Here is a 26,822-nt window from a genome sequence, read left to right as displayed (position 1 = left end):
GTAGCCATTTTGAATACTACCAAACACTACAATAAGTATTGCATCTGACCATAGAAAGATAAATATAAACAAATGAAAAAAACAGATACATTTTCACATTATCGTGAAGGAAAATCACAAATGCAGCGCTTTTTAGCAGAATTAGATCCTGGGAATCTTGAGTTACACGATTTCGATTTGTTTGACTGGCTATTATTCGCAAACAATTTTGCAAGTCATGTAAACTATTTTGACAAAGATGATAATACAGCACCAAAAGGAAAATGGGGAAACTTCTTCCTGGGTGATGATGGCAAGGCTATCCCACGTAGAGAAAGCGTTGAGTATAAAAGTATGAAAAAACAGGTTACAGATCTTATATCCCAGTTTGAACAGGATAGCAGCCTGACTCCCCACCTGACATTATTTGTCTGCTTTTTAAAATTATTAGACTTCTCAAAAAAAGCCTTCAATAATCTGACGAAAAGGCATTTGGATTTCTACTACAACGAAATTCTTCAAATTGAGAAAAGTGATGCTAAATCAGACAAAGTCTATGTCATTTTTGAACTTGCCAAAAAAGCGATTCAGGAAAAAATTCCAGCCGGTACATTACTGGATGGGAATAAAGATGCTGACGGAAAAAAACGAATCTACAAAACGGGTGATGAAATTATTGCCAATCAGGCAAAAGTAGTTGAGATCAAAAGCTTCTTAAATGACGTTGAAAAGAGAGAACTGAGAATGGCTCCTGTGGCCAACTCTGCCGACGGTTTGGGAGATAAATTACCGGACGAAAGCAACTATTGGTGGCCGTTTGGATATAATTCTGATGAAACCGTTTCAAATAAATCTATCTATAAAGAACTTCCAAAAGCCAAACTGGGCTTTTCAATAGCATCTTCATTATTAGATTTAAAAGAAGGAGAACGTACAATCACCCTTAAGATTGATTTTAATAAAAATTCAACCCAGAAATTACAAAATCTTTCAAAAACAGATATTAAAAATAATATCAAAGTGCTTTGCAGCGGGGAGAAAGAATGGTTGTCAGGTGCTGTTTTAACATGTATTAAAAACGAAGAAGAAAGATTAGAGCTTTCTATTACATTACCTAAAGAGTTCCCGGCAGTTGTAAAATACAATAAAGAAGTGCTGGCAGAAACATTTCAAACCAGTTTCCCTGTTGTAAGGTTGATGATTGAAGGAGGAAAGTACTACGATATGTACGAAGCTCTTTCAGAAAAACTGATAAAAAATATAGAAATAGCAGTTGATGTAAAAGGAGTAAAATCAATTCAGATAGAAAATGATAACGGGACATTAAATTCAGAAAAGCCTTACTATCCTTTCACCGCGCAACCTGTTAAAGGATCTAATTTTTATATCAAATGTCCTGAAATGTTTTCCAAAAAATGGCAAAATGCAGACATTACGATCAACTGGAAGAATGCCCCGGACTCTATAAAAGATTTATACAGCGGATATGTTATTCAACCTAATCAAAATATAAGTTTAACCGATTTTGAAGGCTTAAAAAATTCTTCAATCGTAGGTTCTGATGGTTACTTCAAAGCAGATGTTGCATTGCTGGATAATGAAATCTGGTACGAAAAGGCCAATGACATTGATGTTTTCAGTAAAGAAAAAGATGCTTATAAAATCCGGTTTTCTGTAAATAATGCAAGTAATAAGGCCGGAACAAGTGAAACGATCAAGGTAACACTTAATCAGTCGTCATTACAGGATGTGTATCCTAAACTGTATACATTGGCATTATCAAGTAATCCGACTTTTAAAAAGCTTATTCCCAACGAGCCATATATTCCTTTTGCTGAAGATATAGAGCTGAATTACAGTGCAAAAGAAAATGTGTATTCGTACTTAGAAAGAAAATCTGCCGGAGAGGCTTCAAAAAATAAAGAAGTACAACTGTATCATGAAGATGTATTCGGGCAGTATGAAAAAGAAATTGAAACCAACAGCATTGTACCTGTGCACCAAAATGGAGGTGAACTGTACATCGGTTTGGAAGCAATGCCTCAGACCACAGTTTCACTATTAATTCAAATGCTGGAAGGAAGTGAAAATCCTTTAGTGGATACTTTCCTGGAAAAAGAATTTATAGAATGGCATATCCTTTCAAACAATACATGGATGAGTTTGTCGGATTATATGCTGCAGAATGAAACCAGAAAGTTCCTGGAATCAGGGATTGTCAAATTCAAAGTGCCTAAGGATGTTGACAAAAGCCATACAAGATTTACCGACGGATTAGTCTGGATCAGAGCAAAATCACAAAGAAGCTATGATGCAGTATGTAAAATTCAGGGAATCTACACTCAGGCTGTTTTAGCAACATTCCAGAATCAGAACAATGATCTGTCTCATCTTAATAACGGATTGGAAGCAAAAACCATTGCTAAGCTGATCTCCAGAGTTCCTCAGGTAAAATCAGTCAGCCAGCCTTATAACTCGTTTGATGGTAAATACAAAGAAACAGATACTGAGTTTTACAGACGTGTGAGTGAGCGACTAAGACACAAGCACAGAGCCATTACACAGTGGGATTACGAACATTTGGTATTACAGGAATTCCCGGAAGTTTTTAAGGTAAAATGTTTAAATCATACTTCTGAAAAATCCTATATGGCTCCGGGCCATGTAACCCTGATGGTGGTTCCGAATATTAAAAATAAAAATGCTTTTGACGTCTATCAGCCCAGAGTAAGCAGAGCTTCGTTGAATAAAATTCAAAATTATGTAAATGAATTAAATACAATGCATGTGAAAGCTCAGGTGATTAATCCCAATTATAAAGAAGCAAAAGTAGAAACAAAGGTCAAGTTCTTTGAGCAGTATGACGAAACATTTTACACCAAACAGCTGGACGAAGATATTAAAAAATACATATCGCCCTGGGCATTTACAGACTCTGAAAATATTGATTTTAATGTAGAGTTGAATGTTAATCAGTTGGTTAACTATCTGGAGCAGCTGCATTATGTAGACTACATTGATGATATTAAAATATTGGTGAACAATGTACCGCAAAGGAAATCTTTAATCGAAGTAGATCCCAAATCAATTCTGGTATCTGCCAAGCAGCACAATGTCACTATTACAGAGCAGGTATGTATTTAATAATAAATAAGAAGAAACATAATCATGTCAGAAAATAAACATATTAGTATATCAAAAAATATAGAAACCGGGGATCAGACAGATTTTCATTTTCTACGCAAAACAGGAATTGAATACATAGAACAGTTAGGAGGAAAACTCTGGACCGATTATAACTCTCATGATCCTGGGATCACCACTTTGGAAGTTTTAAGTTATGCCATAACGGATCTTGGCATGAGGATGAACCTGAATATGGAAGATATCTTAACATCTGATGATGTAAAAACAGACATTCATACCCAGTTTTTAAAGGCTGCAGAAATTTTACCTTCAAGACCTTTAAACGAACTGGACTACAGAAAACTGTTTATAGATATTAACATGGCAGGAAGTCTTACAAGACCGATCCGTAACTGTTGGTTAGTTCCTAAAAATGAAAAATTATACGTTGACTGCAAAACCGGGGATTTAGACTTTAAACCTATTGGAGACAAGACAGAAAGCTTTACCGTAAAAGGATTGTATGACCTGTATGTAGACTATGCTGAAGAGATTGATACAAATGGTATCGGATGCGAAAAATCTAACGTTAATATCAAAATATTAGACAGTTACCACGCCAATAGAAGCCTGTGCGAAGATCTGGCAGAAATTAAAGAAGTTGAAATCCAGAAAGTGGCAGTATGTGCCCGTCTTGGACTTGTCAGCAAAGCAGATGAAGAACTGGTACATGCTAAAGTACTCAGAGCCATCAATAATTATCTGTCTCCGGATGTTCATTTTTATTCACTGAAACAAATGCTGGATAAGGGTCTTACTACAGATCAGATCTTTGAAGGCCCTCTTTTGGATAATGGCTTTATTGATACTGAAGAGCTTAAAAACAGCCAGTTAAGAACAGAAGTTCGTCTTTCCGATATCATCAGTGAAATCATGAAGATTGAAGGGGTTAAAGAAATTCATGACGTTTCTATTGCAGGTTGTGATAACATCATCAAACAGAATAACGATTGGCTGATCTGTATTGAAAAAGGCAGAAAACCGGAACTGTGCGAGCTGAGTTCATTCAGTTATAGTAAAGGATCTCTTCCGTTAAATATCAATGACAAAAAAGTTCAGGATTACTTAGAAACTCTTAAAAGAGAAGAAGAAGTACTGAGAGAGGATGCAAGACAGAATAAAGAATTGGCTTTACCGCAGGGAACGTCATATGATATAGCGAACTATGCTACTATTCTGAATGAATTTCCGGATACCTACGGAGTAGGAGAATCAGGTATTATAGGGAATCAATCCCCGGAGAGAGAAGCCCTGGCCAAACAAATGAAAGGATATTTACTGTTTTTTGATCAGATCCTTGCCGGCTATTTCAAACACCTTGAAAAAGTAAAAGAAGTATTAAGCATCAATGGTAAGTTAAAAAGAACCTTTTTCACACAGACTCTTAAGAATATTAAAGGTTTTGATGAACTGGTTTCAGAATATGATACTGAGAATGATGATCAGCTTACAGATTCGTTGTATGAAGAGTTGGATAATAGTGTGGAACGCCGAAATGAAGTGTTGGACCATCTGATCTCCCGTTTTGCCGAAACATTCAGCGATTATACTTTCCTAATGAAATCATTGTATGGGAAATCTACCGATGAAATTGTTTTGAGCAACAAAGAAAACTTCCTGAAAGAGTATTCATCATTAAGTAAAGACAGAGGATTAGGGTACAATTACACGTTAATTGGAGATTTAGATATTTGGAATACCAGTAATATTTCCGGTGTTCAGAAAAGAATAGCCCGTTTGCTGGGAATTAAAAATTACAACCAGAGAAACTTATCCCAATCGCCGGTCTCCATCATTGAAACAATAGACAATGCAGGTAAAAAAACATATACCTGGAAAATAAAAGATGCCGGTAACAACATTGTCTTATCCTCTGTAAACAGCTATACAACTGAGCATATTGCTATCAAAAACCTGAATGATGCGATTTATCAGACCATTCAGATTGATGAAGAAGACCTTGAAAATGCATTGAAAGTACCCATTGAGCATAACCGTTTAATTGGAAATATAATCATTCGTTTTTCACAGGGAGGTAATTATTATTTCGAGATTGTAGATGATCCTGTTAAGCAAAATGTAATTGCTACGCACAAAAAAACAAATCCTTATTTAAAGCCGGAAGATTTGATAGAAGGAATTAGAACTACAGTGAAGTATTTCAAATATGAATTTACAGAAGAAGGTATTTTCCTTGTAGAGCATTTATTATTAAAGCCAACCACTAAAGATTATAAACTCATGGGAGGTATTGGCTGTATGTCTATCGGGAGTACTTTTAAAGTGATGTATGATCTTGATGAAAAAGATCTTCCAACAGGTCCGATAAAATATTCAGAAGCGTTAATGTCTTCTTGTGAAGAAGGTTGTGAAACAGATGTGTTTGACCCTTATTCTTACAGAGTAAGTGTTGTCCTTCCGGGGTTTGCTTATCGTTTTCAGGATCCTGATTTCAGACGCTACGCAGAAACCGTTATCAGACAGGAAATTCCGGCTCATGTTTTAGCGAAAATTTGCTGGGTGGGAGATCGTTTGAGTGAAAAACAAACCGCTCAAAACGATTTGGCAGAGTTTGAAGTGGCTTTTAAAAAATACCTTTCAGATAAGTCAAGAAACAATATTGTGAATCTCGGAAACAGCATTACAGATTTATTGACTGCTCTTAGCCATTTGAACAATATTTATCGACCTGGAAGACTCCTGGATTGTGACGCCAATGATAGTGACATTCTGGACGGAAAAATCATATTAGGACAATCCAACTTATCAAAAAAAATTGAAAAATAATGAATACTAAATTAGACAATGTAGCAACCCAATATAGAAAGTTCAACGACAATCAGGCGTTAACAGAAGGGCAATTAAACGAATTTATAGATTATTTCGAAGATCAGGACAGACTATCAAGAACCCGTTTAAGTGGAGTGGGGGTAGTGTGTGGTTTTCAATCGGAATATGTGGAACTTGAAATCTCACCTACTTTAACAGAAAAGGCTTCCAGACCCGGAGATAGAGATCTTGAGATTCCCTTTGATACGATTGCAATTACACAAGGAGCCGGGGTGACTACGGATGGAGACTTAATAACACTGCGTCAGGCAGAAAGTAAAAGATCAGAGGCCATCATTGACTTTCAGGTAAAAAATTACAGATATTATAGAAATTATATTGATGTCGTAGGATATGAGCATTTTCGTATCGGAGGACAGCAAATCCCTCTTTTAGAATTGTTTACAGTACAAGAGTATAGACAGTTGGTGAACGAAGGGGCTAATGCCGGTGATTTTAAACAGGTAATAGATATTCGTAACTCATTGAATGATAAAATTGTAATTCTGTATTTAGAAAGTTATTCCAATGATGAGAATCCTTGCCAGGATGCTGATTGTGACAATAACGGAGCTGAGCAGGTTTCTAATCTTAAAGTGCTTCTTGCAGATTCAGCATCTGTTTCAGAGCTTATTACCAAAGGAGATGCAAAAGACACAATTTATAAACTTCATAATACGTTTGAAAAGCTTTTTGACAGTTTACCTAACATTCAGGCCAAAAGAGTTATTCTGGATACGCTTGTTAAAACAGCTCCACAACTAAAAACAAAATTCAACGGTGCCATCAGTACTGTTGCAGAATTAAGTGATGGATTTACTTCTATTGCGGGAGTTTTTAATGTAAATATGAATCTGGGCGGACAGACGCTCTTTGATAAATTAAATCCTTTACTGTCAAACACTTCTCCAGGCTTGGAAGATTATCAATACCGATATGATTTACTAAAAGACTTGATTGATACCTACAATGAAATAAAAGGGTTGATCCTGCATCTGAATGCTGAATGCTGTCCGGAAATTACTTCATTCCCTAAACATCTTATGTTAGGACATGTTGGAGCAAAACAGGAACTAGGAGGATATACTCCTTTACGACACGGTTTTTATAATTCACCAGTCACTACCAATGATGACGAGAATTATGAAAGAGTTGTCATGTTGGCCAATCGTTTTGTGCAGAAAGTCAATGGGTTTCAATCCTATATTGGACGTATCAAAATTACACCTTCAAATCTGAATGTAAGATTGGGTAATAAAGCAATCCCGTATTACTATAATGTAGATAAATCCTTATTGGCCCAATGGAATTTTGAAAAAACAAAAACTGATAGGGCGGCTTACAATCTAAGCTATCATACAGCCAATTTAGCAGGAGAAGACTTTATTCAGAATCCGCTGAATTATAACATTGACAATAATGACTTCTATAGAATTGAAGGTCATCTGGGAATGCCTTATAAAACAGCATTGCAAAATATCAATGATCTTAAAACACAATACGGATTAGCTTTTGATGTCATTGCACTGGTTTTAAATAAAGGCGAAAAACCTGGTGGTGAGCCGCCAATCAGAGAAAAGACAGTATCCATAGAAGAACTGAGAAAGCAATTGATATCGATTTCCAGTGATGTCAGCAACAGGACACTCAATTCACAGAATACTTTGCTGAACATTTCTAAGCTGGACGAACAGCTAAGATTGCTGAACCAGGCTGAATTCTCAAAAGAAGGATCATCCGAAGGAATTACCGTTGTAAAACAAGATCCTAAAAAAGATGTTGTCAGTGAACTTTTAAGCGAATTTTTAGAGCGAAAACCAGGTCTTGAACATGTAGCTGGTGTAGAGCCGGGTGGAACTTTTGCTTTGATTTATAATTCGGAAACTGATAACCAGGTTCTTGCAGACTTTTCATTGCCATACCTGTGTTGTTCTAAAAAGGATCCTGTATTTTTGGTATTACCGGCAAACAAGTTATGTCAAAGAGATCCTGCGGTAGAGATGACACTCGTTCCGTTAGACGCTCAGGTGAAAGCATTTGTAAATGGGACTCAGATTCCTGCCGTGACACAATCCGGAGGACAGAAACTCTTTGATCCAGGGTTGGTTAACTCAACTTATTTTGGACAGACGATTACCTTTACCGTTAATGATGAGCCTGTGGAATCTACCATGGTAGTTTATGCAGAACCTGTAATTAACGTTACTGTTGGAGAAGTGGTGTATGGTGAAGATGTTAATGATCCAAAAGCAACAGTTACATTTAATGTTAGCGGTCATCAGGCTGGATACACTTATAACTGGAATTTTGGTGATAATTCATCAGGCAGCCAGGTGCCGAATAATGGTACAGTGACTCATGTGTACTCATTAGGAGTAGCGGGTCAGGAAGATGTTTTCAGACCTACTTTAACGGTTAAAAATCAGAATGGATGCAGTACAACATTTACGATTACTCCTATTACATTAAAATTGGTTATTAACAAAAATACCAGAATATTCATTTATTTCGATTCTTCCGGTTCTATGAATTCAACTTTAAGACCTTTGGAAACAATGAAGGCAACCTTACTTAAAAACAGATTATTGCCTTTATATGGAAATGATTCTGTAGCCTATGATGAGAAAGTACAGGTAGTCTCCAGAGGTTCAGAAAGAACATTTGATTTTTTAAATATGGAAAATCAAACAGCGGCAGAAGGTAATGTAATTGTGATGGTCTTCCAGGATGAGGCAGACTCAATCTACCATAGTTATCAGTCAATTACTCCTAGAACAAATGGTTTCTCAAATGATATTCAGGCTTTAAAAACCAGAATTGCGAACAATTTTGGGACAAATAATCCTAATTATTACCGAGGAATAGTGTTCCAGGTAGATGGGGATGCCAGATTCCAGGAGCTTATGAAGGCCGTAGAAAATGGTTCTAATGCTTCTTATCCTTCGCAGTTCAACCTTCAATCCGAAGTGGCAGCAGGAAAAGTAAAATTCAAATATAATGTTCCTGATGGAGATACTCCTGAAAACTACTTGAGTAAAGTTGTTGGTGCGCTTCAAGAGCTGGGTTATAACATTCCTTAATAATAACAATAACTTCTTAGGCAGGTTTCTGTCTGAGAAGTTATTACACCAGCTTAATAAAATCATAAAAAATGAATTACAATGAAGAATCAATTAAGTAATATATCAGTTCAATATCGAAAATTCAGTAAAGGACAGTATATAGAAGATCCGGATCAGTTCAATGAGTTTCTGGATTTTTTCGAAGATCAGGACCGTTTGTCCAGAGTACTGCTGCAGGGAGTAGGTATTGTATGCGGTCTCAAACCCAAACTTATTTATAAAAACAGGCTGCTGAACAGCATACAGCTTTCTCAGGGAGTTGCAATTACAACTGATGGAGATTTACTCACCCTGAATACTACCAGCAAGACGAGTGAAGACTTGTACATGAGTGATCTGAAAACCGTGGATCTGGAAAATAAAAGCTTTACCCACTTTAAAGGATACGATAATTTTAAAGTAAAATATCCGGCATTTTACGAAGGAAGTGAGCAGATTGAACTATGGGAACTGGCCACAGCTCAGGAAGCCAAGACTGATTTTCAAACGATTAATAATCTTACCAATTTAGAAGGCAAGTACTTGCTGCTGTATTTGGAGGATTATGAAAAAGAAGTTAAGCCTTGTAGAGGTGTTGACTGTGATAATCATGGAATACAGCAGATAAGAAACCTTAAAGTATTAGTTACTACAGCAAGTGGTATCACTCATATTCTTGGAGAAGAAGGTTTTTCTCTGCCTGACCCCGTAACAGGTGTCGTTAAACCTAAAAGACAAGATCGTCTTCAGCCTCATCCTTTGTTTATAGAAGATATCATGGAGCCTGTAAAACAAAACCGTATTATTTTAGAACGGTTTGTTACAAAAAACAAGGTGGAAGTCTCTGATTTAAAAAAGATGTATATCAAGGCGATAGATAAAGCTGATTATGGGAAGAGTATTTTTGAAAAAATCGCAGCAATCGCTAAAATTTTAAGAATTCCAAGTGCCAGCTATGAATCTTTCAAAGTATCACTAGACAGAGTTATTAATCAGGAAACAGGTTTTCAGTATACTTATGATGTGATAAAGGATTTGATGGATACCTATTCTGAAATTATAGAATTACTTCCTAAAGCATTTACTAAATGTCTTCCGGATTTTGCCTCTTTTCCTAAACACATCATGCTTGGGAAATTAATATCGGATATCCAATTGGATTTCTCAAGACATCAGTTTTATAATTCGCCTGCTTTAGATGATGAAAAAGCGACTCAAAAAGTTAAAACCTTGATCAATCGTTTTAATCAGCAAGTGGGACGTTTTGATCCTGATACTATTATTAAAAATAAAGAACGGGTTAAAATTACTCCATCGCAAAAATTAAATTCCCTGAGCAATAAGGCAATTCCTTTTTACTACCAGGCTACAGAAGAATTTTTAAAAACATGGAATTTTGATAAAACAAGTAATCGGTCATCCGGCAATAATTTGACATTTGACACTGATTGGGTATTAATAGGAAAATCCGAACAAGTAAGTCCTTTAAATCTCAATATAGATAACAATTCGTTTTATAATATAGAAGGTCATCAGGGGATGGACCACCGAATAGCTTTTGAGCAGATAAAGGAAATCAGGGATAAGCAGCAGTTGGGATTTGATATTATGCTTTTATCTTTAGAAGAATTGGTAGGCAATAAAGATCTGTCAAAAGCTTATTTCAATGAATATGTAGAAAAGAACTCAGGATTAGAGCATAAACGAGGCGTTGAAAGACGAGGTACTTTTATTATGGTGTATGATTCTATAAGAAATCCAAAAGTGATTGCAGACTTTTCACTTCCATACATATGCTGTACCCCAAAAGCTATTGTTAAATTAAGTTTGCCGGAGTCTGTTATTTGTGCTGAATCCAAGCCTATACCTTTTACGGTGTCTCCTATGAATGGAATTGTAAAAGCAAGTGTTGGTAGTGGCGTGAAATTGATCAATGGACAATATTTCTTTGATCCGGAGGCTGTGGAAGAGCAGTACCGTGGTCAGGAAATTACTTTTACCGTAAACGGAAAACCTACTGATTGCAGTATCAAAGTTGTTTCACAACCGGAAATAAAGATAGAGGTTGTTGACGTATTTTATCCGGAAGATGAGTCGATAATAACGGAACTGCATCTTAAAGTTTCCGGAGAAGGTTTTGAAAACTATACTTACAGTTGGGATTTCCTGAATAATGGACATGTCATTAACAAGCAACCGGATGAAAAAGGAAACGTCAGCTATGAGTTCTATAATCTGGATCCAAAAAACATTCCACTGATAAAGGTGAGTGTGAGTGGTCACGGATGTACTCAGGACATTATTATAAGAGGTTGGTACGATGCTCCGGTTCGATTGAGCTTGCCAACAAGTGTTATTTGTTCTGCAGCCGATCCTTTACCTTTTGACGTATTCCCTGAGAATGGAGTTGTGGCCGCCAGTATTGGCGCTGAAGCTAGTGTTATATCCAGCGGTGGGAGCTATTCCTTTGCTCCGAATTTAGTGAATCCTACGTTGTATGGGCAGGAAATTACCTTTACTGTAAACGGACAATCTACTAATTGTAAGATCAAGGTTATTCCGCCGCCTAAAGTTAATTTTGCATATACTGTTAATTACCCAAGTGGTGGTTCAACAGAAACAACAATAAACATTGAAGTTTCCGGACCATACTTTGCAGAATATAATTACAGCTGGGATTTCCTGGGTCAGGGACAGTTTACAGCACAAAATCCGGTAAATGGTAAGATCAGTTACAAATACACCAATCTGGATTTGAAAAATATTCCTGTGATAGGGGTGAAAGTAACAGGTGGAGGATGTAATCAAAGTACAGCAATAAGAGATTGGTATGACGTTCCGGTTCGGGTAAGTTTAGCAACTGATATTATTTGTTCTGCAGCCGATTCTATACCTTTTATTGACCTATTCCCTGCGAATGGGGTTGTAAAAGCCAGTCTTGGTGCTGAGTCTAGTGTTGTTGGATCCGGAAATGGAAACTATTCCTTTGCTCCGAATTTAGTAAACCCTAGCTTATATGGTCAATATATTACATTTACTGTAAACGATAAAGCAACTAACTGCCGTATTAAGGTTATTCCACCACCTAAAGTGAACGTTAATTATACAGTTGATTATCCGGCTAACGGTTCAACAGAAACAACAATAAACATTGAAGTTTCCGGACCTTACTTTACAGAATATACTTACGCTTGGGATTTTCTGGGGACAGGGCAGTTTACTGTTCAGCCGCTTACAAATGGTAAGATAAGTTATAAATATTCTAATCTGGATCCGAAAAATATTCCTGTGATAGCTATGGAAGTGACTGGCGGTGGATGTTTTCAAAGTATCTCAATAAGAGATTGGTATACTGCATTAAGCCTGCCAAAAAGTGTTATTTGTTCTGAAGCCGGGAGTATTAATTTTAATGTAGTCCCTAAAAATGGATCTATAGTAGCTCGTGTGGGGAATGTTGATGTTGGTGGTGTTGTATCTGACGGTACAAATTATTCTTTCGATCCGAAATTAGTGAATTCTATGTATCATGGACAGGTAATTACCTTTACTGTAAACGGAAAACCAACCAATTGTACTATTAAGGTCATTCCAATGCCAAATGTTGCAATATCTGTTAAGTCTGTTGATTATCCGACGGGCGGTTCAAATGAAACAAAAGTATACCTTGAAGTTACGGGGTCAAACTTAGGAGATTATACCTACAATGCTGATGGTAACCCACTTCCTAAACCGGATATCAATGGAATTACGATTCATAAATTGTATAATCTGAATCCGGAAGGAAATCCGACGATAATGGTGACGGTGAATAACGGAGAATGTATGCAGGCTATCAGGCTAACCAATTGGTACAAGCCTCCATCTGTTGTAATAAACAATATCGACTTCTCACAAAAAGAACATGTACAGTGCTGCGAAGGTATTAAACCTATTGTTATAGTTGAACCACGCGATACAAAAGCCCTTGTGAATGATCGATTTTTTATATTGGAAGGAGTCGCAAATGCTGATGAATCAACAATACTTCTTTATTCCTGGTTCCAGGTAAGTGGCCCATCTGTAGCTATACTTACTTTCGATGTTGAAAAACCAGTTCTAAAGGTTACTAATTTAGCTATTGGTAACTATAAATTCCGATTTGTGGTTTTTGATGCAAATAGTAATGCATTTGATTTCAAAGACGTATGGGTAAACGTGTCGTAATAATCAGGCTTCTGTATCTGATCGTAAACTAAGTGTTCAAGATGCAGATTCTATGTATTACACTATACTATAAAGGGGTGATCATGCGATTCTATAGAGTCAAATCACCCCTTAAATACTAATGAAAACATAATAATAACAATAAAAATATAAAATAATGGCAGCAGTAGAAGATTGCAAAATTTCATTTAATATAGATTATACATCTTCCTTGTCTGTAGATTATGCATTTGCGTACTATAAAAAACAGGGATTAGGGGAGCAAGATGTAGAGGAAGAGATAAACCCGGTACCAGCGAGTGGTACATTGGTAAAACTTCCCATTATTCAGACTCCTGGCACTTACGATTTGAGAATAAAATTATTGTCAGGTAATGTTAGTGCAGAAAGAACAGGTTTCTTTAAAATAGGGATGTGCGCTTCTTGTGAAAAACCGTCTATTAGCAAAGTCTTCGCAGAAGGAGATGGCCAGATAGTACTGTTATATACACTGGATAATGATTTGAACTTTGTTGCAGTAGAATATCAGATAGCAACAGATTCTAAATTTACAAATATTATTTATTCAAAAAGGGGTATTGGTTACTCCTGGCCTGAAAATATAGATATGAATAAGGCAAATATTTCTAAAGGAACTTATTACATGAGAGTAAGAAAATATTGCTCATCTGAGGCTGAAACTGGAGTTTCAGAGTGGTCGGATGTATCTGATTTTGAAGCTGGAGATTGGATTATTCAAAAACCTTTACAGGCCTTTTGCATACCAGATAGATATGATAGGGATAATGAAATTATTTGTCAGAGAAATAATGATTGGAAAAGGGATGTAATTTTGAGTACACCTGAACCCAAGATAGGAAGTTTAATTTATTTGAAGGATGGGATAACCCCAGCGGTGCCGGGAAACCTGAAAGAATTTGATATTGATCCTTTTGTTGGGTTTAATAATAATGGTATCAGATTGATAAGATTCCCGGATTTTGATATGAGTGTGGTTTATGAAGTAAATCCCCAAACAGGAAGAATAGAAGGGATTTCAGGTCTTAAGTGTTAGAAAATTTCATTACGGTTAGCCAAAGCCCCAATAAAATCCTCAAGAAATTGAGGATTTTATTCACTCAGGCAATTATCTTCTGTTGTTTTTACGTCTTGTACTTATAATATTGAAAAGCTTTGCAACATCCTTCAGATGGATCTCGAAATCCTCATAATATTCATTTAGAGAATGAAGGGTGATAAGGCCTTTCTCAACATCATGGTTAACAATTCGTTTTACTAAAATTCCTTTCTCTTTGTGAACGATTACAAAATCCCACTTATCATAATGCAGCTTACTCATCCAGTAATCCTGTCTGATGTTTCTGCATAAGATAATGTCACCTTCCAGATAACTTTCATACGATCCGTTATCCATGCTGTCTCCTTTCACTTCAAAACACATGTATTCACCTCTGTGTTCTACATCGTCCGTAAAAGGAATAGTCGGTAAGCTTTCTATATATTCTTCATCAGCAAAATTACTCAGATAACCGGCTTGTGCATATTGATTCGCCAATGGAACATGCATGATCTTTAAATCTGAAAAAACAACCGGAGATGCACTGTCATCATTGAGTTCCTGTTGTTTTACCAGTAAATTGGTTACAAAGTAAGCCGTTGTTTCCGGTATTTTTCGTTCGCCTTTTTCCCAATACTGCACGGCTCTGGTGCCTACTCCTATAGATTTTGCTATATCAGCCTGCTTCATGTTTAGTTTCTTCCTGATTTCTTTGAATTCTAAATAGTTCATTTTGATATGTTTATAGTTATTTGTAAAAAAAATGAATAAATTGTTCGTTTTTTATTTTTAAAAACGAACAATGTTCGTATATTTGTTTCGTCGTTAAGATGGAACAGTACAAATGTACAAAATTATATTTAAAATTTAATATTTTTTTAATATTTTAAAATGTTGCTTTTTGTTTATAATTATATGTAATTGAATGATTTGAAAGTTTATTTTGCGTGTATTATACTTGAAATGTAGATATTTTCCTTTTTTGCCTTATCCGGCGCTAATTGAAATAAGGGAAGTTTGTAATATTATATAATATGTAAAAAATGCGTTTTTAATATTGATTACTTTGGTTTTTGTTCGTTTTTATGTTACTTGATTAATGATAAAAATGCGTTTATTTTTTGATTGATATCTGAATAAAGCAATCATTTTGCTCTTTGTTTTTTCCTGAAAATAAAAGACAAGCCCAAAATGTAAAATAACACTACTGTTCAACATATAAAATATCGATTAATTATAGTTGTCAGTAAAGTTGCTAATACATACTAAGAGGGCAAATGAAATTTAAAATAAAGAAGTCAGGGTAAGATTTTTATTGGGAAATACCTGGTACCGGCTTCTAAAAAAACAAAATTAATTGAATTAGGCATCTTTTTAAAAGGCGGAATGTTCGTCTTTAGGGATTCTTATGACTTTATGAAACGGTCAACAGGTAAGAGAATGAAGCCTGTCTGATTCGGAAAAAAAACTTTTAAACCAAAAAACTTTTAACCATAGAATATGAAACGTAGTAAAGAATTAGTCGAAAAAAGAAAAGATTTTGTCATTGATTATGTAAAACGTAATCAGGATAAACAGATGAAAGTGATTGTCAATGAGCTGATGGAAATGTTGTTTTTGTCTGAAAGAACAATATATAATATCATTCTTCAGCCATAGTGTGTGGGTTGTGAAAGAATGTTCAGTCTTTACCACTCAATATAATGTTATAAAGTGAATGTCAGTAAGATAATGTTTGTAGATAATGTGTACCCATCATTCATATCTTGAAATTATTCATTCTAAAAAGATAGAAAAGGATTCAAAGTTATTGCTCCTTCCTCAATAGCCCCAGACATAAGATGAAAAGGGCTGTTCTGATATCTTTCTCAAATTTAAATTATAGGTAAAATATTAAGGTGAAAAACGGTTTTTGCTTTTTAGTTCTATTGTTTTAAATGAAACATGAATTGTAAAAGAAACCGTTTGGCCTTAGTGGATTGGAAGAGAAATCAATTTAAAAAAGCTAAAAAATCAAATTAATAAATTCTAGAAGCCATGAAAAAAAAAGAAAAGAAAAAAAAGAAAAAAGATAAGGAAAAACTGAAAAAAACAGGTAGAGATATCAGTGATATTATTGATGAGCTGGCTTATGCAGATGAGAGTGAAAATATCCGGAAAATCAGAAAATTTTTAGATGACATGTACATCCTTTCTCAGGAATAAGTAAGCATCTGAAAGTTGTTGAAAAATTAAAATTTTAATAAATAATATAATAGAAAAGAATGACTTTGGATAGTATAAAAGCCCTTTTGATCGGAACTGCAATAGCATTTTCAGGTGGATTATTAAGGGTACTGGTCTCCATACAAAATAAAGAGAAAAAACAGCCGTGGGAGCACTTTATCACATTGGTAATAGTGGTGATAGTAGGTTTTACAATGAGCTATTTAATGAACAGAGCTGAATTGCATGACAAATGGTATTCAACAGGGATATTATTCGTGCTTGGCTACGGTTATGATAAATTCTTGAAAATGATCACTACAAATCTTCCTAACTGGATTGATAAAGCAGTGAATCTTTTTATTGAGAACCGATATGGAGTGAAGACAGACAGACAGTCTGACGAGGAAGAAGAAAAGAAGAGTGATATGAATTAAACTTATATTCATCAATGGACTTGCAGGTATGTTTAAATCATTGCAATAGAAAAGATGATAAAAAACTCTACCTGCCATTACAGAACTGATCACCCAAGAGAGTGATTGTAAGAACTTGAAAACCTGAAAATTCAAAAAACAAGAGAACAAACAAGGAAATGGTTCAATGTTGCCTGTTTCTCATCCATAAAGTCGAATGCCATTTCCATTTACTGACATTCTTAAAGAATCTACCCCACGCGGTACGATTTTTCAAACCCGGCAGGCATCCTATAAAGCATAACAGTGTAGTTGTGCTTTATAGGTCTTTTAAAACAATATGAAATTAAAAAAACTAAGTCAATGAAAGCAGCAAAACCTGTAGAAATAGACAATAAAGCCCATAAAAACCAGAGCAAAAAGCAAAAGCCGAAAGATCGGGTGGTTGTACCTCTGTCTGAGGTACAAGTGGCAAAAATACAGACACAAAAGGCCGGAGATTCATCCGTTAAAACTGGATCAGGAAGGCCCAACGATAACTTGCTTAATCTCAATGATGCCATTGCGGGTGTTCATGATTCACAAGATATGTATGGGCAGGGATCGGAAAAGAATTATGAAAAACTCCGGGAGAGTCTGGCAAAAACCGGTGATATCAATCATCCGGACACCAGGAAAATTGAAAAAGGCTATATAGCCACTTTGAGTGTCAACCAGGTACAAGATTATCATAATATTAAATCGGGGAATAATGTACCAAAGAAGCCTGAGGAGCAGACAGCAGTTCGTCAGATGGTTAAAAATCAGGAAACTTCTGTAAAAAGGACAAAGGAAGGAGAAAAAGAAGCATTAAAAAACATTAGCAGCAAATCTGAAGTATCAAAACCTGTTATAGATCAGAAGCCAAAAGAGAAAGCAGTTGAGATTAAAATACCCTCAGTTAAACCAATCTCATCTGAAGTTAATAACAACAGCACAAAAAAGGTTGCAGATAAAAATGAAGTGCCTCGTTCCGAAAGGGCTATGGATGATAAAAAATCTAATAATAAAAAATTAGATTCAAAAACTAAAGGAGAAAAAGAAACAAAAGTTGTCATTCCGGAAGATATCCAATCCGTTGTTACACCAAGAATGGATAAGGCTGTTGATAGTGAGCAAGCCGAAATAGCTCCAGATGCACAAACGACAATCAATATAGTTGGGCTTGTTGCAGCTGCACAGGAGTTTAGGGACCAGGGAGTAGAAGCCAGAGATCAGGTGAAATCTCAAAACGAAGCCGCTAAAACACTGAAAAATAAGATTAAAGAAGTAGAAAAAGAAATTCAAAAGTCAGATACTGATTTAGAAAAATCAGAAGACAGCATAGAAACAAAAGAAGCTTTAATCAAAAAATTAGAAAAAGGACTTGAAACCTCGGTAAAAAGACAACAAAAGGTAGAACAGGAAGTAGGAATATATCAGCAGGAGTATAATAAAAATAAGACTAAAGCAAGTGATTTCAATAACGAAGCAAAAAGTTTATTCGGAGGATCTCAAAAACATCAAGATCCAAAAAATGCGGATTCTGGAAACCTTACCAGAAAATTAAATGAATTAAGTACTAACGCCGGTACGATAAATCAAGCAGTATCTCAGGCAGGGAATACAACTCAAAAATTATCTCAGGAAGCTCAACAAGCTAAAGGTAAGAATACAAAGATACAGGGCGAAATAACGTCTTCCAGAGCGTCAATACGAAAATCAAAAGCTAAACTGGCTGCGGATACTAAAAAGAATATAGAAGCAAAAAAAGAGTTAGGAAAACTTACTCCAAAACTGAAACAAGTAGAATCGCAAAGTAAAAAATTGAACCAGGAAGCCGATGCTATGTTATTGGATTCTTACATTATCGAAAAAGAGGTTATCAAAACTCAAAATGCTTACTATGCCAATATGGCTACAGTTGAGGGACGAAATAGCTTAATACAAAAAGAAAAAGATAAAATTCAGCAAACCCCTAAAGAACTTAATGAGACAGAACGTTTGTTGGTTGATTTTGCACAATTAAAAGCACAAGATGAGCAGATAGCTTTTCTAAGGAAATTAAGCCCAGGCCAACAAAATTTATTAAAAGATAAATTTGAAGAAGTAAATGCTAATTATGATAGTGATCAGTCAGAGCATCAAAGCTTAATCGACCAAAATGTTGAAAGCATCAGAAATTCTCAGATAGAGGTCTTTAATAACAAACGTAAAGATTCTTTACAGAAACCATTAAACTTAGTGACCAAAAATCTGAATAGAATTACCGGTTTAAAAAGATTATGGATGTCTATTTCTATTGCATTTTCAGATATTTGGAACGACATCACATCCATTACCTGGACCGATGTAGGTAAATTTATTGAATCAATCTTTAGTCCTAAAGCATGGGTTGAGGCTATTTCAGGATCTATAAGTGGTATCTGGGAAGATTTGACAAGTTGGAAAGGATTCTCAGAAGACCCGGTAGGAATGATTCTTCAAAAAGCTGCCGGGATAGCCAATAAAGTACTTATTATAGCCGGTGTCATTACAGGTATATTGGGTATATTAACACTAGCCGCCGCCGTAGGATCAATTTTCACTCTGGGTGGTTTGGCACCATTAGCTGCCTGGCTGGGAGGTGCTACCATAACAATGGGAACCATAACATTCTGGATTGGTGCGATAGCATTAGGATTGAATATACTCAACGGAATTAAAAATATTTATGATGTACATACGGCAAAAACGGCTGATGTTTTATTTAAAAACTCTGGAGAGTTAAAAAGCGATATTGCCAATTCAGGCATGGCTATTTTGGCAATGATAGGAGGAAAAGCCTCGAAAAAAGGAGGAGCTTCCATAAAAGATCTGGCAAAAAGAAACCCGAAAACTTTTGGTAAGCGAATGTTCATTACCGCAAGAAATGGAATAAAAGCAAGTATAGTTTCTATCCCTGGAAAAATAACGTCTGTTTTCAAAAAAGATACATGGATTAAAGCATCCCAACGTTTTAAAACAGCATATAAAAAAGCACAGGAGTGGGTTACAGAACCTTTCAAGAAAAAGACTACTACAACGCCAAGCCGCAACCTGAATCAACTTCCTTTTGAAGAACAAACCGTTCCTGACAGAATGCATGAACAACCATTACAAAGAAAGAATAAAAAAATCAAGAATAAAAAGCCAGAAGTTGAAACAACTAGAAGTAAGGCAGAAACACCAACTATTGATAATGATGAAGCAAAAAACTTTTATCATGGGGGAGTTAAAGAAAGTATTGATAATATTAGAGATAAGGGTGTTGATTTGTCAAAAAGTAGAGTTGATTTAGATTTTAATTCCCAAGGTACAGGAGCCTTCTATACAAGTGAAAGTTTAAAAGAGACAGCAAAATATAATGCTTACAATAAAAGATTTGAAGGAAAGGTAACAGATATAGCACATTTTGAAATACCAAATGACGAACTTGCTAAATTAAACATAAAAATATTTACGGAACCTAACGATGAATGGGCTAAATTTGTGACTGATGCAAGAAATGGGGCCTTAAAGCATGATTATGATATTGTAATAGGTCCTAAATTGAGAAACCCTGTAGAAGCTATGGAAGGTGGATGGGAAAAGGCGAAAGCAATAAAAAAACCAATGGAAATTCAAATTGCTTTCACAAGTCAAAAAGGAGTAGATGTTTTAAATAAATATATAAGAAAATAAATAATATGGAAACTAAATACATGTATAAAGACGAATTTGGTAATGAATGTATATTTCTTAGAGATGCGTATTATGAGCTAGTGTGTGCAATAATTACGGATTTTTTTGAAGAGACATTACCCAATAATGATTTTCACAGTCGTTTTCTAAATCTATTAAATACACTTGAAGGTTATGATGATGTATACAATATAACAACCGAAATGCCTTTTTATTGGGCAATCTGCATCATTGAAAACGAATGGACGAATAAGCATTTAATAAAAAATAAAACAAATGATCTTTTTATTGAATGGTATAAAAAATATAAACAAAAAAATGATATAGTATCATTTATTATCGAAGGAATCAATGAAGATACCTATATTTTCAACAACAAAGAAGGCGGTAAAAATATATTTCTAAGAGGTAAATATTATGAATTTATATCTGATTTGATTAAATATTTTTTCAATAAAACACATGAATATAATGAACTTGATTATATGCTTATAGGTTACCTTAATGGACTGCCTGCATCTGGAAACGATAAGAATATAGAAAAATTTATAAATAAAGAACTTTACTGGGCACTATCTATAATAGAAAATAAAGAAACTACAACTGTTTTGAATGAAAAACAGTTAGAAGAATATAATAAATTTCGTGATGAATTTTTTGAAACCAATAATATAACATCTTTTATTGTTTCACAGAGTTAAAAAAATATTGAACTAAAGTTTAAATATTTCTCTGCTGCCCATACGAATCCTTTCATGTGATTTTATGTGGCAGCAAGAGAGACAGAAATTAATTAGATTTAATTAATGAATTAGAATTTTATAAAAAGCAAAATTTAAAAGCTTAAAGCGAAACTTTACTGCAGAGTTTCGCTTTTTTTTGATCAATAAAACTCGATATTCCCAAAAAATCAACTCAGATTTAATGATATACCATCCAACATAAAAGAATAATCAATACTTTTGAATATATCAAATAATCAAAATTAATAACTTATTAAAATATTGAATATGAAAAAAACACTATTTTTTTGCTCACTTCTCTTCAGCTTTTCCGCTGTAAGTGCACAGACTATAGAATCCGGAAGCCATAGCACCACGGGTTATATCAAAAGTGATGGAACTATAGAAAACAGTAGCCATTCCACCGTAGGATACATTAAAAGTGATGGAACTGTTGAAAATAAAAGCCGAAGTACTATTGGCTATATAAAAAGCGATGGAACTATAGAAAACAAAAGCCATTCTACAGTAGGCTACGTAAAAAGTAATGGAACAGTAGAAAACAGCAGTCATTCCACTATTGGTTACATCAAAGACGATGGAACGGTTGAAAACAGCAGCCACAGCACTATCGGGTATGCAAAAGGAGTTAAAAAAGAATGGGCTGCAGTAGTGTATTTCTTCTTTCAACTGAATTGATTATCATTTCTGCGGAAATAAACAAACTTTAAGCATATAAGTTAAAAAAGGCTTGGATTTTATAATCTGAGCCTTTTTCATTATATATACAGACCAGGTTTTATTCAAATAGCCATATTAATTATCCGGGAAAAAGGAGGTACTGCAACTACAGAATAGAGAGGCCGAAAAACTTTCATAGGAAGAAAAAAAATATCAATTTTGAGCATTGAAATGTCAGCAGCAAACCATTCGGTTTTACAAAGATAACAGGTACTGCAACTACAGAACTGGAAGATCCTAAACCTTTTACAGGAATCAAAAAAAGATAAATTTCGGCTTTGAAATCAAGTAATCCATTATCTGGTACCTCAAAAAATAATCATAGTAATAATATATAAATAGTAAAGAATAGTGAAATATTATGGAAAAAAATGAATTAACTCCAAGGAAAGAATTAAAAACCTATTTTGAAACAGGTAACCACCCAACGCAAGGCCAATTTTCGGAACTGATAGATTCTTTAAGACATAAGGAGGATGTCCTGACCAATAAAGAAAAGGCAATCCTTGCCAATAGTCTGGCACTTATAGATAATGGATTCATTTACTATTCTACAAATGACGTTGGAAATTTAAAATTTCGGATTGGTGTTAGCTCACAGGATGAAGCAGATCAGGTGGTCACCGTAAGACAAACTGACAACGCTGTGGAAAAGCAATTCTTATTAGGTAATGCTCCTTACACCTTTACAGTAAAAGAAATAGCAGAAGAAACATTAAAAGGAACTGAATATTATCTTTTGAGATATGAAATAAGCCCAAGTTATACGATTTTTAGAATGTTTGGAAATGGACTGAACACAATTCCTGAAGGTTTCGATTTAGGATCACTGGAGGGGAAAAGGTTGCCCATACAAATTTATAAACAAGATTTGGGAAGAAAGATAAGCATTGTAAATACAAATATTAAGTTTGTTAATAAAACTGAAGTGCCTATACAGTACAGAGTAAGTGGAAATAACTGGAGTGAGAGGTTCAGAGCTGAAGACATTGTTACTGATCATTATGATTTAGCTGATCATTTAAGCTTTAATTATAAGGCAGACCTTACGAAATCCAATCAATCCATACAATGCGATATTTTTGATGAAGATACGAATACTCTTTTAGCTACAGGCTACTTATATGCCGGACAAAGCCAGGATGCTTGGTATGGTGGAGATATAAATGAAATCAGAAATGTAAGAATCGAATGTAATTATTCTATCAATGAAAAATAGCCAGACCAGAATATCTGAGCAGCAATTAATATTACAAGATACTTATACTCCTGAAATAATGATACTGGTATAATCACATTTGCCAAAATAGATTTAAGTATAAAGAAGTGTGAATTTTAAAATCAAGTAATCCATCCTTCGATTCTAAAAACTAAAGTTTACTGCAACTGCAGAAGAGAGTAATCAAAACTTTTACAGGAATTACGAAAGGATGCATCCCAAACTTTAAAAACATAACAAAAATAACCATTGAAACCCAAAGGTAATTATGCTAAGCATAAGCCGTAAAAGAATAGTAGTACTATGGAAGAAAATAAACTAATCCCAAGAAACCAATTAAAAACCTATTTTGAAACAGGTAAACATCCAACGCAAAACCAATTCTCGGATCTGATAGATTCTTTAAGACATAAGGAAGATGTCCAGACAAAGAGAGAAATGGTCATTTTTCTTAACCAAATGGCATATATTGATAATACATTTATATATTATTATTTAAATAACGTTGGAGATTTGGAAATCCAGATTGTTGTCACTTCATCAGATGAAGAAGATCAGATAATCACAATGAGAGATTCCACCAAAGTAGGTACAATAAGACAGTTCTTATTGGGAAGTGCACCTTATACTATTACAATAGAAAAAACGAAAGGAGGTGGTGATTTAAAAGGAACCGAATATTATAGTCTTGGTTATCAGTTAAGTCCGAGCTATTATATTCGTAGATTATTTGGAAACAATCTGCCTGCAATTCCTGATGGGTATGAATTTGGAGATCTGCAGAACAATAATATACCCATAGATATTCATAAAGAAGATATTCAACAAAAAGTAAGTGTTGTCAATACAAATATTAAGTTTATTAATAAAACTGAAATACCTATCCAATATAGGGCATATTCGCAATATTGGGGGGATAAATATAAAACTGAAGATTCTGTTACCGACCATTATGATGTATGGGACTTCCTGTATCTCTATTATAATGCAGATCTTCGGGAAATCAATCAATCCATACAATGTAATGTGTATGATGCAGATCTTGACACGCTTTTAACGACTGGGGTATTAAATGCCGGGCAAAGCCAGGAGACCTGGTGGGGCGGTCAGGTAGAAAAAGTAAGAAATATAAGAATCGAATGTAATTATGTCATCAATGAAAACTAATCAGACCAGAATATCTAAGCAGCAATCAATATTACAAAACATGTATACTCCTCAAATAATGATATTGGTGTAAACCATCATTGGATTCCAAAAAATTAAGAGTTACTGCAACTACAGTACAGATAGGGCAAAAAACTTTTATAAGAAAAATAAAGTGATTAATTTTGAACTGTCATCAAAACATCAATAGTAATTGCTACTAGGTAATAAAACAAGTCATATCCTGTCAATATAAAAGATCTTGAGATCACCAGACGGCAGAAAAGTAATCCATTACATTCTCATTACTAAAAATACAACCTTAATTGGATAAGATACTCTGCGATGGAATCTTTTCCATTAGAATTTATCCGCAAAGCGAAATGAGGTTGCCACATCTATTTTTTTGAAAGCAAATCATAAATTCTGTGAAAACAGAAGGAGGAAATGTATTGAAGAAGATGAAGAAATATGAGTCGTTAACTATAGGTGTAATAATTTGTTTATTAGTGAGGTATAAGTTACTGCAACTACAGGATGGAGAGCCCGAAAAACTTTTATAAGAACAAAAAAAGAATCAATTTTGAACTGTAATATCACAACTGATAATCAGCTCCGGAAAGCAGTTAGACTAAGAAAAGGAGCAAATAAAGAAGACTAATATCATGGAAGAAAACAATACATTAACCCCAAGAGAGGATCTGAAAACCTATTTTGAAACGGGTAAATATCCTACAGAAAGCCAGTTTGGCCGGTTCATAGATAATTATGTCCATCTAAATGAGCTTAATTTCGGACTGGATGTGAGGGCCTCGGCAGATTGGACTGCGAAATACTATCATTTCTATCGGGCTGGCAACATTGAAAAATCAGGGCGTGGACATATCAACCTGGAAGCTGAATATGAAAGCCAACCGCCACAGATAGAGAATTATGTACATGCTTTCAGCAGAAATGTAAGTTATAAATATATAAAGGTAAAATTATCAAACGAATTGGATATTGATAAATACAAACCTAAAATTATCATAAAGCGTTACAAACAGAAAAAAAAGATCAAGGATGGGTTCAAAGATGCAGGCTTTTACAAAGAACAGCTTCTCGATGCACAATCCTTAGGCAGAATGTCCGAATATCCTGTAACGTCTAAAGAAATGATTCTGGATATCAATCCTATTCATTATTTTAAACCGGGATCAGCGTTCAATGAATTCTATCCATCGGGGACACTTACCAGACCTGGTTCATTCAGACATACGGTTCATCATAGAAAACCATTTGCTCTTATTCAGATGCTTTTGGAAATCGAGATCAACGGAAGAAAATATACATCGCATCCCGTTAATATAAAAATTATTATGGGGCGGGACATGACTGATTTGGTTAATTACATTATTGATTAATCACAAACATACCTCAATCGGAGAGATTCTCATTGGCAGGACACCTCTTAGCGCCTGGAATCCCGGAATTTTCTGATGTATAACCATTAGAATCTCCTCCTGGAAGCAGGGTAATAGATCTTCGGATCTGCTGTTCTCTTTCAGACGTAGATGGAATCTTTAAAAAAGTAGGACTCCAATGATGGAGCAACTTTCCAAGGGCAGCTGCTTTGGCAGTTGTGGAGAGATACTCGAATGTGAGCAACTTTCTGGTTGAGGTTTCTTTAAGCAAGCTACCAAATACAATGTAACCATCCTTAAGATGTGTTGTACACTATTTAAAAACATATAAAACATACCTCAATCGGAGAGATTCTCATTGGCAGGACACCTCTTAGCGTCTGGAATCCCGGAATTTTCTGATGTGTAAACATTAGAATCTCCTCCTGGAAGCAGAGTGATAGGTCTTCGGACCTGATGTTCTCATTCAGACGTAGATTCTTTAAAAAAGCAGGACTCCCATGATGGAGCGACTTTCCAAAAGCAGCTGCTTAGCAGTTGTGGAGAGACACTCGAATGTGAGCTACTTTCCGGTTGAGTTTTCTTTAAGTAAACACCAAATAATGTAACCATCCTTGAGATGTGTTGCACACTATTAGAAAAAATACAAAACATAAAATATACCTCAATCGGAGAGATTCTCATTGGCAGGACACCTCTTAGCGTCTGGAATCCCGGAATTTTCTGATGTATAACCATTAGAATCTCCTCCTGAAAGCAGAGTGATAGGTCTTCGGATCTGTTATTCTCTTTCAAGCGTAGATTAATTCTTTAAAAAAGCAGGATTCCAATGATGGAGCGACTTTCCAAGGGCAGCTGCTTTTGCAGTTGTGGAGAGACACTCGAATGTGAGCTA

16 protein-coding genes are annotated in these 26,822 nt (G+C 35.0%); 14 read left to right on the top strand and 2 right to left on the bottom strand.

The annotated features are described in order from the left end of the window. Nucleotides 1-72 precede the first annotated feature (72 nt). The 5 genes from GFU89_RS21915 (at nucleotide 73) to GFU89_RS21895 (ending at nucleotide 14,352) form a co-directional block, all read left to right on the top strand. Nucleotides 73-3,123, top strand: coding sequence for a baseplate J/gp47 family protein (locus GFU89_RS21915; RefSeq protein WP_318849149.1), 3,051 nt, complete (start codon nucleotides 73-75; stop codon nucleotides 3,121-3,123). A gap of 24 nt (nucleotides 3,124-3,147) precedes the next feature. Continuing rightward, entirely contained in the window at nucleotides 3,148-5,952 is a 2,805-nt protein-coding gene (locus GFU89_RS21910; RefSeq protein ID WP_318849148.1) for a hypothetical protein, read from the top strand. Further along, a complete protein-coding gene (locus GFU89_RS21905; protein WP_318849147.1) occupies nucleotides 5,952-9,074 on the top strand; it encodes a PKD domain-containing protein in 3,123 nt (1,040 codons plus the stop codon). Before GFU89_RS21910 ends, GFU89_RS21905 begins: the two co-directional genes overlap by 1 nt. A gap of 81 nt (nucleotides 9,075-9,155) precedes the next feature. After that, nucleotides 9,156-13,298 (top strand): PKD domain-containing protein, encoded by a 4,143-nt coding sequence (locus GFU89_RS21900; RefSeq protein ID WP_318849146.1) that lies wholly within the window; start codon nucleotides 9,156-9,158, stop codon nucleotides 13,296-13,298. Between the two features lie 157 nt (nucleotides 13,299-13,455). Continuing rightward, nucleotides 13,456-14,352: a hypothetical protein gene (locus tag GFU89_RS21895; protein ID WP_318849145.1), complete on the top strand. Its 897-nt coding sequence runs from the start codon at nucleotides 13,456-13,458 to the stop codon at nucleotides 14,350-14,352. Nucleotides 14,353-14,424: 72 nt separating this feature from the next. On the opposite strand, the gene GFU89_RS21890 is transcribed toward GFU89_RS21895, so the two are convergent. Next, on the bottom strand, nucleotides 14,425-15,087 hold the full coding sequence (locus tag GFU89_RS21890; RefSeq protein ID WP_318849144.1) for a S24 family peptidase: 663 nt from the start codon (nucleotides 15,085-15,087) through the stop codon (nucleotides 14,425-14,427). Nucleotides 15,088-15,855: 768 nt separating this feature from the next. Here GFU89_RS21890 and GFU89_RS21885 point away from each other — a divergent pair. The 9 genes from GFU89_RS21885 to GFU89_RS21845 all read left to right on the top strand — a co-directional run bounded on the left by GFU89_RS21885 (nucleotide 15,856) and on the right by GFU89_RS21845 (nucleotide 25,927). Next, nucleotides 15,856-16,014: a hypothetical protein gene (locus GFU89_RS21885; protein WP_156106583.1), complete on the top strand. Its 159-nt coding sequence runs from the start codon at nucleotides 15,856-15,858 to the stop codon at nucleotides 16,012-16,014. A gap of 378 nt (nucleotides 16,015-16,392) precedes the next feature. Beyond that, complete coding sequence (locus tag GFU89_RS21880) at nucleotides 16,393-16,560, top strand: hypothetical protein (protein WP_318849143.1); 168 nt, start codon at nucleotides 16,393-16,395, stop codon at nucleotides 16,558-16,560. 59 nt (nucleotides 16,561-16,619) lie between these two features. Continuing rightward, nucleotides 16,620-16,997 (top strand): hypothetical protein, encoded by a 378-nt coding sequence (locus tag GFU89_RS21875; RefSeq protein ID WP_318849142.1) that lies wholly within the window; start codon nucleotides 16,620-16,622, stop codon nucleotides 16,995-16,997. Nucleotides 16,998-17,339: 342 nt separating this feature from the next. Then, a complete protein-coding gene (locus GFU89_RS21870; protein ID WP_318849141.1) occupies nucleotides 17,340-20,696 on the top strand; it encodes a DUF3990 domain-containing protein in 3,357 nt (1,118 codons plus the stop codon). A 5-nt stretch (nucleotides 20,697-20,701) separates the two neighbouring features. Next, nucleotides 20,702-21,397 (top strand): hypothetical protein, encoded by a 696-nt coding sequence (locus GFU89_RS21865; RefSeq protein ID WP_318849140.1) that lies wholly within the window; start codon nucleotides 20,702-20,704, stop codon nucleotides 21,395-21,397. 309 nt (nucleotides 21,398-21,706) lie between these two features. Beyond that, a complete protein-coding gene (locus tag GFU89_RS21860) occupies nucleotides 21,707-22,117 on the top strand; it encodes a 5-fold beta-flower protein (protein WP_318849139.1) in 411 nt (136 codons plus the stop codon). Between the two features lie 403 nt (nucleotides 22,118-22,520). Further along, nucleotides 22,521-23,378: a hypothetical protein gene (locus GFU89_RS21855; protein WP_318849138.1), complete on the top strand. Its 858-nt coding sequence runs from the start codon at nucleotides 22,521-22,523 to the stop codon at nucleotides 23,376-23,378. A gap of 303 nt (nucleotides 23,379-23,681) precedes the next feature. Further along, nucleotides 23,682-24,545 (top strand): hypothetical protein, encoded by an 864-nt coding sequence (locus tag GFU89_RS21850; RefSeq protein ID WP_318849137.1) that lies wholly within the window; start codon nucleotides 23,682-23,684, stop codon nucleotides 24,543-24,545. A gap of 644 nt (nucleotides 24,546-25,189) precedes the next feature. Next, complete coding sequence (locus tag GFU89_RS21845; RefSeq protein ID WP_318849136.1) at nucleotides 25,190-25,927, top strand: hypothetical protein; 738 nt, start codon at nucleotides 25,190-25,192, stop codon at nucleotides 25,925-25,927. Nucleotides 25,928-25,940: 13 nt separating this feature from the next. Here the strand turns inward: GFU89_RS21845 and GFU89_RS21840 are convergent, their stop codons facing one another. Continuing rightward, entirely contained in the window at nucleotides 25,941-26,171 is a 231-nt protein-coding gene (locus GFU89_RS21840; RefSeq protein ID WP_318849135.1) for a hypothetical protein, read from the bottom strand. Between the last annotated feature and the right edge of the window lie 651 nt (nucleotides 26,172-26,822).

The organism is Chryseobacterium sp. JV558, from assembly GCF_033712365.1.
Classification (GTDB): domain Bacteria; phylum Bacteroidota; class Bacteroidia; order Flavobacteriales; family Weeksellaceae; genus Chryseobacterium.
This window is presented reverse-complemented; position numbering and strand designations above follow the sequence as displayed.